The organism is Corynebacterium appendicis CIP 107643 (assembly GCF_030408415.1).
Taxonomy (GTDB): domain Bacteria; phylum Actinomycetota; class Actinomycetes; order Mycobacteriales; family Mycobacteriaceae; genus Corynebacterium; species Corynebacterium appendicis.
Map to the genome: position 1 here is coordinate 2139462 of NZ_CP046976.1, position 13300 is coordinate 2152761.

Below are 13300 nucleotides of genomic sequence, written 5' to 3' on the forward strand. Positions count from 1 at the left end.
CCTCCTTCTAGCTGCTTAGCAGAGGTTATCGCGTGCCGCGGACTCGATGAGCTGGGACAGCTCCTCGACATCCATGTCCGTGGCCTGCTGCTCGACGAGCTGTCCGGCGACGGCGTCACGCGTGACGGTACTTCCGTCGCAGATGGTACGGGCGGTACCTACCAGTTGCTCCTCATTTCCCTCGACGTTCACTCCGCCTTGGCGTAGAGCTTCCAGGAACGCCTCGTCTTCTTCCGCCCGCATCGGTGCGGCGTCCGGGGTGTTCTCCACTTCGCTGGCCGCGCCCTCGCCTGCCCCCGGGTCGTCCGCCGGTGCGGCGGGTGCTTCCGAGCTGGACTCAGTAGCAGACTCGGTGCTGGTCGTCTCCGTCGTCGTCTCTGCTGCAGAGCTGGACGGGGCCGGCGTCTCCGGCACGTCGTCGCTGTCCACGGTGGCACCGCCGCACGCGGTGAGGGTAAGTCCCGCCGCGGCGATGAGAGCCACTATCGCTTGTTTACGCATACCGTCTAGTTCTTCCGCTCACGAACCTGGCCGGAGATCTCGTCCAGGGTGCCGTTCTCGAAGGAGATGGTCAGGCCGCCGGTGGGGATCTCCTTCATGTCGGAGGTGGGCCAGCCGAATTTGCCCTGTTCCCAGCCGTCTTTGCCCCAGTGGTCGAAGATCGCGCCGTAGTAGATCACGTGCGCTCCGGTCTTCGGCGACCAGTAGATATTGCCCTTCTCGAATTCCTGGAAGAAGCCGCCCTTGATCTTCTTCTCGTTGTCCCTCGGGAAGCCCAAGTCGGAACGGGCGCCGCCCATCTCGCCGTACTTGGCGCCGATGGCGCCGTAGACGAAGAAGTGCTCGGTATTGCCGTCCTTCTCCGGGTTGCGGGTCAGGTAGCCCTTCTCGAATTTCTGGACGTAGCCGCCCTCAGCCGGCTGCGCCTCCTCGACCGGGTAGCCCAAGGTGCCCATCTCGTAGCCGGACTTGCCCCACGCGGCGAACATGTCGCCCGGGATAGCCTGCGCACCGGTCTGCGGGGTCCAGTAGACAGAGCCGTGCTGGAAGTGGACGAAGCGCCCCTTGCCGTCCGGAGTCTTGAGCTCGCCGGTTTTGGGGAAACCGAGCCAACCGGCCGGGCCGCCGAGAGCATTGTACTTGGCCAGGATCGCGCCAAACAGGACCTGCGCGCCGGTTTCCGGGGACCAGTACGCGGTACCGCCGCGGAATTCCTCAGCCTTGCCCTTGCCGCCGGCGACGTCGTACTCGTTGGTGACGCAGCTACCGATGATTCCGCTCTTGGTGGCCTCAGCGATCGCACCGACCGGGGTGCACTCTGCACCACGGTCTGCCTCGCTGACCTCAAGGGAGTCGGCGATGTGCGGCCATGCCTGGGTCATCTCGAACTGCCAGTACTCCCACGCGTGGACACCGGATGGACGGTAACGAGTGATGATCGGCACGCCCGCCTTCTTGGCATAGCGCTCGAACGTCTGAGAGGACATCCGGGAGATGACCTCCAGACCCACGCCAGCCGGCACTGCCGGGCCGGAGGCGACGGAATCCGGCTGGCCGTAATCGTCCTGGCCGGAGCCGGCGGAGACGTAGACGGTCTTGCCCTTGAGATTCTCGATGCCCAGCTTCGGGTCGTGGTCGATCCAATCCTGGGAGCCCAGCGGACCCCACATTGCCTCGGAGTCGTAGCCGCCCGCGTCCTTCTGCGCGGCCTTGATGGCCAGCGGCATGCCGGAGGTGGTGGTGTCCAAGTAGCCGGAGAAGGAACCCACGAAGTCGAACAGGTGCGGGTTGCGCTCCGCCAGGTTGACTGCGGCGGTGCCGCCCATGGACAGGCCGACCACGGCGCGCTTGCCGTTAGAGCGGTACTGGTTGTCCAGCAGCGGGACGAGCTCCTTGGTCAGAAAGGTCTCCCACATGTAGTGCTTGCCGTTGTTCGGCTTCTGCCAGTCGGAGTAGAAGGAGGACTCGCCGCCCACCGGCATGATGACGTTGACGTTCTTGTCAGCGTAGAACTGCTCGATATTGGTCTCGATGGTCCAGCCGCTCTCGTCCTCACGAGCACGCAGGCCGTCGAGTGCCCAGACCTCAGGGAACTTCGCCTCGGGGTTGGAGTGCCAGTCGCGGGCCAGCAGGATCTGCACCTGGATCGGCTTCTCCGGCATCGACGGCGAGTTGATGAACACGGCGACACGGCGCTGCGTCAGCCACTCGATGCGCTCAACGGTCACACCTTCGGGAAGACCCTCGATCTGCGGGTGCTCGTCGACCTCGATCGGGGTGCGCGGCGGCGGATCGGACGGACGCAGCCCCTCGGAAATGCCGCGGCCGGACGACAGGGAGCTGGACAGATCGGAGGATCCGTTCTGCGCGACGGCAGGCACGACGGCTACCCCGACAGCGAGCGCTGTGGGAACTGCGGCGACTGCGAGCAATTGGCCTTTGGTGACCTTGCGGGGAGAACGTCGGGGTGTAAAGCGCATGTTAGAGAGCCCTTTGCTGGTTGACGGAATGGCGGACTAACGGGCGCCCCGCCCTGGGGGTTCCCCTCCCCCAGGCCGGGCCCGGTCTTCGTGATGAAGTTTAAGTTTCACTTGAGACTTTACAGGGTGACACGCCGCGAACACAGAAAAACCCTGGGAAACAATGACCACAGCTGTATCTACAGTCACCGTCGCCCAGGGCTAGCGTAGGTTCTTACCACGCGTTCATGTGATTGAGCACGCGACTCTTCGTCTTATTCAGCTGGTAACCGAACTGGTCCCAGTTGTGCAGACCCACGGCAGGGTAGTCGGCGGTGACGCGCAGCCCCTGAGCACGCGCCTTCGCCTCCCACACGCGGGTGGTGATCATGGCCCCGGACTCCAGAGCAGCGCCGGCAGCCTGGTGCTGCGGCAGGTACTTCGCATCAGCTGGGCCCGGGATACCGGATGCAGCAGAAATGTAGACATCGCTGTTGCGGAGACCGCCCATGTTCAGGAACGGATCATTCTCAAAACGCGCTGGGCTGACGATCGAACCGTGCATTGCGTTCAGGTTGTATCCACCAGCGTCGAGCATGGCCAAACGCAGTAGGGTCTGCATGCCCGGCAGCGTCGTGGTCAGGTAACCCGAGAAGGACAGGACCTGACGGAACTGGTTCGGGTGCTTCGCCGCCAGGTTCATCGCGCCGGTGCCGCCCATGGACAGACCGAGCACCGAGTTGTTGGTTGGGGAGACGCCGAATTGGCGCTGCAAGTAGCCCGGCAGCTCACGGGTCAGAAAGGTCTCCCACTTGTACGGCTTGCCGTTGCCGTACTGCGGGTCGTGCGCCCAGTCGGCGTAGAAGGAAGCCTCGCCGCCGACCGGCATGACCAGGGTGATATTCGAGTGCGCGTACACCGCGGCCGCGTTGACGTCGTTGACCCATGCGCTGGTGCGCTCCGTTGCACGGAGGCCGTCGAGCAGGTACAGGCCAGCGTTGCCGCCGCGCGCCGCCGGCACGATCTGCACCGTGATATTGCGCTTCATCGCCGGGGAATACACGTCGCAGCGCTGAACCCAGTACCTCACCGGATCCCAGGTGCAGTGGCCCGTCGCGTCGGGGCGCAGCCAGTCGCGGTTGCCTGCGGCCTTGGCATAGTTCGGGGTCGCCACCATGAGCGTCATCGCCGTGGCCAGCGCCAGGAGCAGCGCGAGCAGCGAGCGACGCAAAGACGTAGTCGCGTTCATGTGTCCACCAATCAGATAGTCAGAAAAATTCCGGATTACACACAGGTGTATCGCAAAGCGTTACCGTGATGTTATCAATGGCTGAATTCTTAATCCACTAGTCCGCTGACCAGGCGATGCGCTGGCCGGACAGCCCGACATCCTCGCCGCGCCCAACGCGGTTCAGTGTCTCCTCGTCGAGATACACCGCCGGGTCCGACGCGACTTCCAGGGTGCGCCCCGCTGTCAGCGCGAATTTCATGTTCTTCAAAAACCGTTCCGCGCTCATCGGCTCACGCGAGGTGGCCAGTAGTTCCGCGATCTCGTCCGTGCGCAGCGCCGCGCGCGCTTCACGCACTTTCTGCTTATCGACGTGCCCGGGCAACCCCTCCACGTCCACCGCCGTGTCCGCGAATTTCCAGTGCCCGGGGAGTTGCTTGTCGTGGCCGATGCGGCCGCCCTCGATGCGCGGCTGCCGCGCCGCTAACGGAGTGGCCAGGCCGACATCGTCGAGCACGCGCATCTCCAAGTCCGAGTTCGCGCTCACCATGCCCAGGTTGATCAGGTATGCCGTGGGCGCCAGATTCTGCAGGTCCGAATCTTTGCTCACGCGGTCCAGCGGCAGCCAGTCGTAGACAAACGGGTCCTTCTGCTTCAGGATGATCGCGAGCGCGCCAGAGTTCTCCTCCTCCGCTTTAGCGACACCTTCTGTCCACCCGTTCATTAGGTCGCTGGCCAAGAAGTCCTCGGCGTACCGCGGCGGGTTGCCCGATTCGCGCAGCAAGACCGCCGTCCAGAATTCGCGCTCGTCGACGATAGTGAGGTTCTCCGGGCCGTCCTCGAAAGGCTCGAAGCCCAAGTCGTGGCCACGCGCGACAACGATGCCCGCCCACACTGCCACCGCTGCGGCGCAGATGCCTCCGACTAGCGTCAGCGGCACCGCCGCCACCGGCAGCAGCATGGCGAACAGTGGCAGGAGCACCATGCGTCCGTGCATGAAGTCGCCGCCCACGCGCACCACGTAGAGCAGGTGCAGCAGCCCGCAGCCGACAGCGACCGCCGCGACGAGCTTCTCCCGCGACGACAGGCGCAGCGCCCAGTAGATTCCGAGCGCCGCCGCGACGAGCACCGGCGCCCACAGCGCGTACGGGCTCACCGTGTCCCACACGTAGCGCGCACCTGTCCCCCAGTACGCGCCCGACGCCGACTTCGCCACCGCGGTGTGCGGCGTCAGCAGGCCGTAGTAGCCCATGCGGAAGATCTCGTAGCCCGCCGACACCGGCAGGGCCGCCGCCAGGATCAGCCCGATCTGCTTCCAGTCGCGCCAGTTGACCGCCAGCAGGACAATCCCGGTGATGCCGCCGTAGAGCGCCAGCTCGGGCCGGACCAGCCACGACAGTCCAGCCCAAAACGCCAGCCACAGTTGGGCCCGCCCGCCTGCCGACCACCTGACGAGCAGCGCCCACCACACTCCGATCCAGGCCAGGGACAGTCCCCACTCCAGGCCGGAGGTGGCGAAATCCCGCGCCGGCGGCAGGGCCAGGTAGATGAGCGAACCAAACGGTGCGACGAGACCTGGGTGCACCCGCTGCCACAGCTTTCCCGACCCCAGCGTCGCCGCGACCACGCCGATCACGGTCAGAATGAGCGCCAGCCACATGGCCACGTCTTCCAGCCGCATGCCGGGCACCCAACTGAACGCCGCGATGAGGTACTGCCATAGCGTCGAGGTGTTCGTCTCCACACGCTCGCCGATATTGAAGACCGGCCCGTTCCCGGCCAGGATGTTGCGCACGGTGCGCAGAACGATCAGTCCGTCGTCGCTGATCCAGCGGCGGGCCCACCCGCCCGAAAAAGCGAGAACGCCCGCTAGCGCTGCCGAAAAGAGCAGCGATATGCGGGCGCGTTTTTCCATGCGCGACATATTAGCCCATGGCGGGCGCAACATAGACAGCCATGACGATTGCGAGGATCCACAGCAGCGCCAACGCCTGCAGGACTCGGTCCTCGAGCGCGATCTCGTCCGGCGCGCCGCCGTTGCCGCTGTCCACTTCCGCAGCGTAGCGGAGGATGGCGATGATGAACGGCACCATCGAAATCTGGTACCACAGGCCCTGGCCTTCCTCGACGCCGTCGCTAAGCGTGAACCCCCACAGCGCGTACGACATGACCACGGCTGTGGCGGACAGCGTCCACACGAAACGCAGGTAGGTCTGCGTGTAGCCCTGCAGCGACTTGCGGATTTTCGCGCCCGTGCGCTCGGCGAGCAGCAGCTCCGCGTAGCGCTTTCCGGAGGCCATGAACAGCGAACCGAACGCGGCGACCAGCAGGAACCACTGCGACAAGTCGATGCCCGCCGCGACGCCGCCGGCCATAGCGCGCAGCATGAAGCCCGAGGACACGAGCGCGATGTCGATCACCGGGATGTGCTTCCAACCGAAACAGTAACCCAGCTGCAGCGCGATGTAGACGCCGACGACCGTCGCCAGCGCCGGGCCGTCCGTCGCCAGGAACGACAGGCCGATCGCGAGCGCGATGAGCACGACCGACATGACGTACGCCAGGTTGATCGGCAGCATCCCCGAAGCGATCGGGCGGAACCGCTTCGTGGGGTGCTCGCGGTCCGCTTCCACGTCGCGCGCGTCGTTGACCAGGTAGATCGAGGACGCGCCGAAGCAGAACACGATGAACGCCAGCGCGATATCGACGAAGGTGCGCGACGTGAACGAGTCCGCGCCCGCTGCCAGCGGCGCGGCGAGCACCAGGACGTTTTTGACCCACTGCTTCGGACGCAGACCTTTGATCATCGCGTCCGGCAAGTTCTTCGGAGCCGTCTTCGTCCGGTTGTAATCTACGCCCTCGGTGTGGGGCTCAGACTTCAGAAACGGCTCGTCTACTGGCTGTGTCACGCTTGTTGCCTCTCAATATTGATCGCGGCTCGTGCCACCCCGATGCCAAGCAGTGCGCCGGCCAGGGTGTCCGTGGGGTAATGCACCCCCAGGACCATGCGGGAGGTCATCATAATTGGGATTCCGGCGTACGGGAGTTTCGACCCGGTGATGTCGGCAAGGTGCACCATCGCGGCGCTTGTCGACGTCGCGTGCGAGCTCGGGAAACTCAACCTCGACGGGGTTCCCACGCCGATTTTCACCCGCGGATCATGCGGACGTCGCCGCCGGACAATACGCTTGAGCACCACCGACGCCGCATGCGCCGTGAACGCACCCGCGCCCATGGCCAGCCACTTGCGCCGCCGTTGCTTATCGACGGCCGCGCCCGCCCCCGCGATACCCAGCCACCCCAGGGCATGCTCGCCGAAATGGCTCATCCCGCGGGCGGCGGGGAGGACGCATGGGGCGTCGAAAAGCGCGCCCTGAATGCGCTCGAGGACTTGCGCTTCCTTCTTATCCCACGAGTTCTTACTGCTCATTGAAGATCTTCTCCCAGTTCTCGTGGCTGGTGAGCTTCGGCTTCGCCTCGCGGTAAGCGTGGGTGAGCTCCGGCCAGCGCTCCTTGATCTTTGCGCGCAGCTCTTTTTGCTCTTGGGCGAGGTCGGTGGCTAGTTCCTTATTCCGCTTGCGGAAAGCCACCCCCGTGCCGCCCGCCGTGGACACCGTCGCGGAATCGACGCGCGAGAGCGTGTACCAGCGGGCTTCCTCAGCGGTGAGGTTGAGTTGCGGTGCCTCCCAGTGCGCGCGGTCCTCCGGCTTGCGCAGGTGCAACGCGCCTTTGATCGCCCACGGGATCTTCTTCACCCTGGCCAGGCGGCCGCCGATCTTGTTGGTGGGCACGCCCGGTGCGCCCGTCGGTGCCGGCAAGTCCGCCGCCGACTCGATGATCTGCGCGTCCGAATAATCCTTGCGCACCCCCTGAATGCGCGGCAGGGCCGATTCAAGAATGTCGAAGAGCTGGTCGGGTCCCTTGAGGAAGTCCTTCATGGCCTCGTTCTGGATGGCGATCGTGGAGTACTCCATGCACAGGTAGTGCTTCGCCGTCGACTTGGCGATGGACTTGAGCAGCCCCTTCGGTTCCCCATCGAGGTACATTGACGCCACGATCAGGCGGTTTCGCAGGTGGAAATACGCCTGCCAGTCGATGGCGTCATCCTTGTCCGCCCAGGCCATGTGCCAGATCGCGGCACCGGGCCAGGTGACCGTCGGAAAGCCTGCTTGTGCCGCGCGCAGCGAATACTCCGTGTCGTCCCACTTGATGAACAGCGGCAGCGGCAGACCCATCTTTTCGGCGACCACGCGCGGGAAAAGGCACATCCACCAGCCGTTGAACTCCACGTCGATGCGGCGGTGCAGCGGGCGCGATGTGGTTTTTCGCGGGTCGAGGTCCTCTTCCTCCGTGCCCACGTAACCGAGGGGGTACTTGGCGAAGTCGTGGTCGTACACCGCGTGCGGCGCCGCTCCCCACATGAAGTCCGCGCGGTTGACCTGCTCGCCCGAGGTGCGCAGCTGGCTGCGGTCCTGCAAGTTGAGCATCTGCCCGCCGACCAGGATCGGGCCCTTTGCATAGCGCGCCGCCTGCACGGCGCGCAGGATCGAATCCGGCTCGATGGCGATGTCGTCGTCCATGTACAGGATGAACGGCGCATCCGTCTGGTGCAGCGCCTCGTACATGATGCGGGAGTAGCCGCCCGAGCCGCCGAGGTTGCCCTGGCTGAAGATCTTCAGACGGCCCTGCAGCTTCTCTTCCGCTTGCGCGAAGTCCGGCTCGTCCGCCGGGTGCTGGTTGCCCTGGTCGGGCATGAGCACATCCGTGATCGCGCCGAGCACCAGCGGGTCCTCTGCAAGTGCGTGCAGCGCATTGACTGCATCTCGCGGACGGTTGAACGTCGGGATGCCGACCGCGACCTTCTTCTCCGACGGCTCGATCGTCGTCCCGTCCGGCAGGACCTGCTTCTCCGGCTCCTGCGGGGAGCACCAGCCAGCATTCGCGATCGTCGCGTCCGACTCAGCGTTGATGTCGAACCACAGCCACCCGCCGTCCTCGAAATTGGCCAGCTTCAGCGGGATCTCCACCCGCTCGTCCTGCGCCTCCACGTTGGTCACCGCGATGCGCACACCGTCGTGCTTGGAGCGGTACACCGAGATCGTCGCCGCACCCTCGACATCCATGGCCAGCACCACCGTGTCCAGCTGCGACCAACGGCGCCAGTAGCTCGCCGGGAACGCGTTGAAGTACGTCTGGAACGAGACCTCCGCCCCCTCCGGGGCGGTCACCCGCGTCCGGTCGGGCCAGCTCGCCCTCTTCGTGTTCTGCTCCGACTCGATCAGGTAGAGCATCCGCACATCGTGCGGCTCTCCCTTCCGGGGCAGCAGAATGCGTTGCAGGACATCCACGGCTTTCATCTCAGTCACGGACTCAAGCGTAATAGCTACGGCCTGTCCGTTAATCCCCGGCGCGCGGGCCCCGTGCCGTAATACAGGCTGAAAACCCCCAGGAACTATGCAGCGCATAGTGAGCATGCTTATCGACGACACGTGCACCAGTTCCCCGCTCCTTGCCGTTACCGCCTCCACCATCCACAAAAGCCCAGGAACTCTGCAGCGCATAGTGGCCCGGCCCATCGTCGAAGGAGTTATCCACAGGACGAAAAGTCCGACCAAGTCCCATGGTTCACCCCGTTTTATACAGTTCGTTCAACCACCAAAACAAACCACAAAACGGCAGGTAGAAACATGCGCACTCTCAAATACGACAAAGACGTAATCCTCCTCGTCGACCGGATCCGACATCTCGTTCAGTCGCTGACCAAGAGCAAGGCTGAGCTGCTCCAGCTGATCTACGACTTCGATGTCAATGACTTCGCCAAAGCTTTCGGCGCTTCCTCCACCTCATGCTGGCTCGTCCGCGAGTTCGGCATCGCTTACTCCACCGCATACGAATGGCTGCGCGTCGCCAACCAGGCCGTGCACTTCACCTTCCTCATGGACGCCTTCCGCGCCGCAGAGATCGATTACTCAACGGTCCGCTTGCTCCTGAAGTACCTCACGGCCGACAACGAAGTTGAGCTCGTCGAACTCGCCAAGGAACTCGGCCACGAACAGATGAAGAAATATCTCGCGGGCCACGGCACTACGGAGCCTAAAGAGGAACAGCCCGAGCACTACCTGCGCGTCAAGGACCTCCCCGACGGCGACGTGGCTATTGAAGCAGTCATGAGCGGGACGGAGGGAAGCTTCTTCAAAGCTGCGCTGAAGATCGGGGAAATGGCCTATTACGAGCAGGAACACGCGAAACAGCAGGCCGCCGCCGAAGAAACTCGGCCCGCCCGCCAGACGGTGTCCGGCTACGGAATGCCGATCGGCCGTTCTCTCCTGCAGTCCTTCATGGGCATCATCAACATGGTGCGCACCAAGGCGACGAGCACACTGCGCACCCCTGGCGCGCACGTCAACATCGTGCTGGATGCCGACGGCCACGCCTACATGCCGGCGGCACCGAAGGTTCCTTCCGCGGCGCTGGCGAACCTCGTCGCCAACGGTCTGAGCCGCCTCAACGTCTGCGACAGCTCCGGACTCATCCTCAATGTCGGCCGCGCACAGCGTCTCGCCACCGACGCGCAGGTCAACGCGCTGATGACGATGTGGGGCCACCAGTGCGCGATGCCCGGCTGCACGCACACCCGTTTCATTGAAATCCACCACATGGAGGAATGGGCAGACGGCGGAAATACTGACTTGGATAATCTGATCCCTTTGTGCAGCGCATGCCATTCGCTGGTCACTGACGGATGGGCGCTTATCGAGCGACATGGCAAGCAGATCTGCTTCTTCATGGGCGACGGTTCTGCCTATGTTTCGGATAACCACTCCATGACGCGGCGCGATGATTCGCTGATTCCCCGCCCGCCCGTTGAGGACTGGGCGAACACTGATAACTTCGCTGATTCCCGCGAACCAGTGAATGTTTGATACGAAAAAGCCCCGCGCCAGCTGGGCTGGGGCGGGGCAGATTCGGTCCGCTTTATGCGGCAATCAGGGATCCGGAGAAGTCACCGGCATCGAGGGTGCCGTCTGCGATGCGCGAGAGCTTCTCAGCTGCCTCGCGGCCGGCGAGAACGGGAACCCAATCGGTCACGTTCGCCCGCTGCAGGTGCTCGCTCAGGGTGTCGCGGAAGATCGTCTCGACGACGTGTGCGCCGAGCTCCTCATCGAACCGAGCGTGCAGGTCCTTGGAAATGTTGTTGATTGCGATCATGGCATCCTCCTTTCGTATTTCTGATTGCCATGAAATTGAAGGTGCGCCCGAGGGGTACCCCGGGGCAAGGTTTCAAGCTTTCGCTCGTTGTTAACCTGACGTTAACTTTAGCAGATGGTTGGTAGACGACAAGCATTGGCCCCTCCCGAATAAATAGAGTGCATCTGACCAGCTATTTCTGAATGCATATAATTAACAAGAACGTCGCCCCGGAACCTAAGTTCATGGTTCGTTAACTTTAATGCCGTGAATCGAACACTCCCGTTAACCTTATGGTCATTTTTGGCGGCCGGACGCGCCGTTTTGGCGTGCTAATCTCCCGGCTGTGTTTATCGACGACTCCCCTCCCATCCGCCGTGGCACCGACACCACAGCCGCTTCGGTCCGCCGGGTAGCGATTCCGCTGCTCTACACGCTGATGGGTTTCGTGCTTCTCCGCTCGGCCTTCATGATTCCGCTGACCAATCCGGGTACGGACTTCACGCCGATCTGGACGGCGGCGAATAAGTACTGGGCGGGTGAGCCGGTGTTCAACTCGGACTACACCATCGACATGCCGCACTATCTCTACAGTCCCGCGGGCACCGTCCTGATCTCCCCGGTGGCGTTGTTCCCCACTGAGTCCATGGCCCGAGCCGTGATGGCTTATTTGGGCGCAGCATCGATCATCGGTGCGATCGCATTGGCGTCGTGGATGGTTTCCCGCCGCTGGTTCCACATCGCGTTCCCGCTCACTGTGTCCTTCTTCTTCATCACCCCGGAGCCTGTCCAGTTCACGTTGGCGCTGACCAATATCAACGGCTTCATGCTGCTGCTCGAGGTACTGTTCGTGTGGCTTTCGTTGCGCCTGCGTGAAAAAGGTGTCGGTTGGAAGGGGCACTTCAACCGCCCAGAGGCGTGGGCCGCCGGCATCGTGGCCGGCATCGCGGTGTCGATCAAGCCGCAATTCGGTGTGCTGTTCCTCGTGTCGCTGGCGTTCGCGCAAGTCGCCGTCGTCGCTGTGGCAGCGCTGGTCTCCATCGTCACTTTCGCCATCGGCTGGTTCACCATCGCCGAGCCCGAGCTATTCTTCACCAACCTCGTCCCCTACTTGAGTGAGCCCCGCCCCCGGTTCAACGGTTCCATTGGTGGACTCGCCATCGTGCACGGCTGGTCGGATGCAACCGTTACGGCGCTGACGGTGTTGACGCTGGTGGGGACGCTGGCGGCCGTCGTCACGCTCTGGCGCTGGAAGGAAGTCGACCCGGTGATGTTCAGCTTCACAGCGATCGCTGTGTGCTTCGCCGGTGGCTTCATGGTCAGCGGGTTGATGCAGAACTACTACGCGATCTGGTTCATTCCGTTCGTGCTCACCGTGTGCCGCCCGCACTCCCCCATGCACTGGCCGGTCACCGTCCTGGCACTGCTGTTCACCGTGGCCAACCCCCTGTGGCCCGCGACCGGCAACGCCACGATCGACGAAATGGTCACGCACATGCCGGCATTCATGTTCATCGCGCTGCCGCTCATCGTCGCGGCGTGGGGCGCGGTCCAGATCCTCAAAGACCGCAGCGAGTCAGAAGCGGTTGTTGAACCGGAGAGTTTGCGGTCCAACTCGTCGAGCACGGAGTCAGCATCAGCTGGGTTGTAGCACCACCCGCGGCAGCCTTGCTGCATTTCGACGATTGCCTGTCTCGCATCTCGCGTGCGCGAATGCTTTTCGACGCTCGTTGGGCCCCTCCGGATCCACATGCCGTTTTTCCACCACTGAGTGGGGAGCTAGTGGTGGACGGCAATTCAAAGAAGCTAACGACCGAGAATCAAGCGAAGGCCTTCGCGGAGGTCGCCGACAACACGATCTGCCTCTGACTCAGGAGCTCCCAGGTTGTCAATAGTCAAGCCGTTCACCAGTGCCGTGATCAGCCGCGACTTACGCTCGGCATGTTCCTTGCCGCCTAGCGCCTCTACAGCCGAATGCTGGAAATCGTGAAGCACCTGGCCGTAAAGCTCAGCTATCCAGTACGCGTTGCCGAGGCCGAACCGTAAGTGACCCAGATCGCCGCATCCTCGAGGCGCTCGCCACCGAGGGGGAGAAGTTCAGAAAGCCGCACAACCCAGGCCTCGAATGCGTCGCTGGGCACTTGCGCCCCGACCACGCGGGCATTCTGCCGCTGAATAGAGCGAATGAACGCGTGAGCAAGCAGGATCTCTTTATTTGGGGCGTGGTACTGAACGGATCCCGCGGCGAATCCGGACTCCTTGGCCACTTCGCGCACGCTGACTGCATCGAGGCCTCGGGATGCGATGATTCGGATGGTCGCATCCGCAACGGCAGCAGCCGATTCCGAGAACTGGTGGTCCAGCGAAAAGTCATTCATGGTTGCATACAAGCCTAGCCTGTCGTACGTTCGTAAGGGCCCCTTAC

The 13300-nt window shown here is 63.4% G+C and carries 11 protein-coding genes; 2 read left to right on the forward strand and 9 right to left on the reverse strand.

The genetic code is table 11. The features are described from left to right. Window positions 1-15: 15 nt before the first annotated feature. From CAPP_RS10445 to CAPP_RS10475, 7 genes are all read right to left on the reverse strand, one after another. On the reverse strand, window positions 16-483 hold the full coding sequence (locus CAPP_RS10445) for a DUF732 domain-containing protein (protein WP_234958900.1): 468 nt from the start codon (window positions 481-483) through the stop codon (window positions 16-18). 23 nt (window positions 484-506) lie between these two features. Then, on the reverse strand, window positions 507-2480 hold the full coding sequence (locus CAPP_RS10450) for an alpha/beta hydrolase-fold protein (protein ID WP_143313895.1): 1974 nt from the start codon (window positions 2478-2480) through the stop codon (window positions 507-509). A 214-nt stretch (window positions 2481-2694) separates the two neighbouring features. Then, window positions 2695-3708 (reverse strand): alpha/beta hydrolase, encoded by a 1014-nt coding sequence (locus CAPP_RS10455; RefSeq protein ID WP_084560606.1) that lies wholly within the window; start codon window positions 3706-3708, stop codon window positions 2695-2697. Between the two features lie 97 nt (window positions 3709-3805). Next, window positions 3806-5602 (reverse strand): arabinofuranosyltransferase AftB family protein, encoded by a 1797-nt coding sequence (locus CAPP_RS10460; protein ID WP_076599520.1) that lies wholly within the window; start codon window positions 5600-5602, stop codon window positions 3806-3808. Between the two features lie 10 nt (window positions 5603-5612). After that, complete coding sequence (locus CAPP_RS10465) at window positions 5613-6596, reverse strand: decaprenyl-phosphate phosphoribosyltransferase (RefSeq protein WP_076599490.1); 984 nt, start codon at window positions 6594-6596, stop codon at window positions 5613-5615. Continuing rightward, window positions 6593-7117, reverse strand: coding sequence for a phosphatase PAP2 family protein (locus CAPP_RS10470; protein ID WP_076599489.1), 525 nt, complete (start codon window positions 7115-7117; stop codon window positions 6593-6595). Before CAPP_RS10470 ends, CAPP_RS10465 begins: the two co-directional genes overlap by 4 nt. After that, complete coding sequence (locus CAPP_RS10475) at window positions 7107-9044, reverse strand: glycosyltransferase (protein ID WP_076599488.1); 1938 nt, start codon at window positions 9042-9044, stop codon at window positions 7107-7109. Before CAPP_RS10475 ends, CAPP_RS10470 begins: the two co-directional genes overlap by 11 nt. Before the next feature lie 330 nt (window positions 9045-9374). Between CAPP_RS10475 and CAPP_RS10480 the strand changes: the two genes are divergently transcribed. After that, window positions 9375-10610, forward strand: a complete 1236-nt coding sequence (locus CAPP_RS10480; protein WP_076599487.1) for an HNH endonuclease signature motif containing protein — start codon at window positions 9375-9377, stop codon at window positions 10608-10610. A gap of 52 nt (window positions 10611-10662) precedes the next feature. Here CAPP_RS10480 and CAPP_RS10485 read toward each other — a convergent pair whose 3' ends face one another. Beyond that, window positions 10663-10896, reverse strand: a complete 234-nt coding sequence (locus tag CAPP_RS10485; protein ID WP_076599486.1) for a three-helix bundle dimerization domain-containing protein — start codon at window positions 10894-10896, stop codon at window positions 10663-10665. A gap of 325 nt (window positions 10897-11221) precedes the next feature. Here CAPP_RS10485 and CAPP_RS10490 point away from each other — a divergent pair, with 325 nt between their 5' ends. Then, window positions 11222-12526 carry a glycosyltransferase family 87 protein gene (locus CAPP_RS10490; protein WP_076599485.1) on the forward strand — a complete coding sequence of 435 codons (1305 nt, stop codon included), beginning with the start codon at window positions 11222-11224 and terminating at the stop codon, window positions 12524-12526. A gap of 361 nt (window positions 12527-12887) precedes the next feature. Here the strand turns inward: CAPP_RS10490 and CAPP_RS10495 are convergent, their stop codons facing one another. Next, a complete protein-coding gene (locus CAPP_RS10495; RefSeq protein WP_159437740.1) occupies window positions 12888-13253 on the reverse strand; it encodes a TetR family transcriptional regulator in 366 nt (121 codons plus the stop codon). Between the last annotated feature and the right edge of the window lie 47 nt (window positions 13254-13300).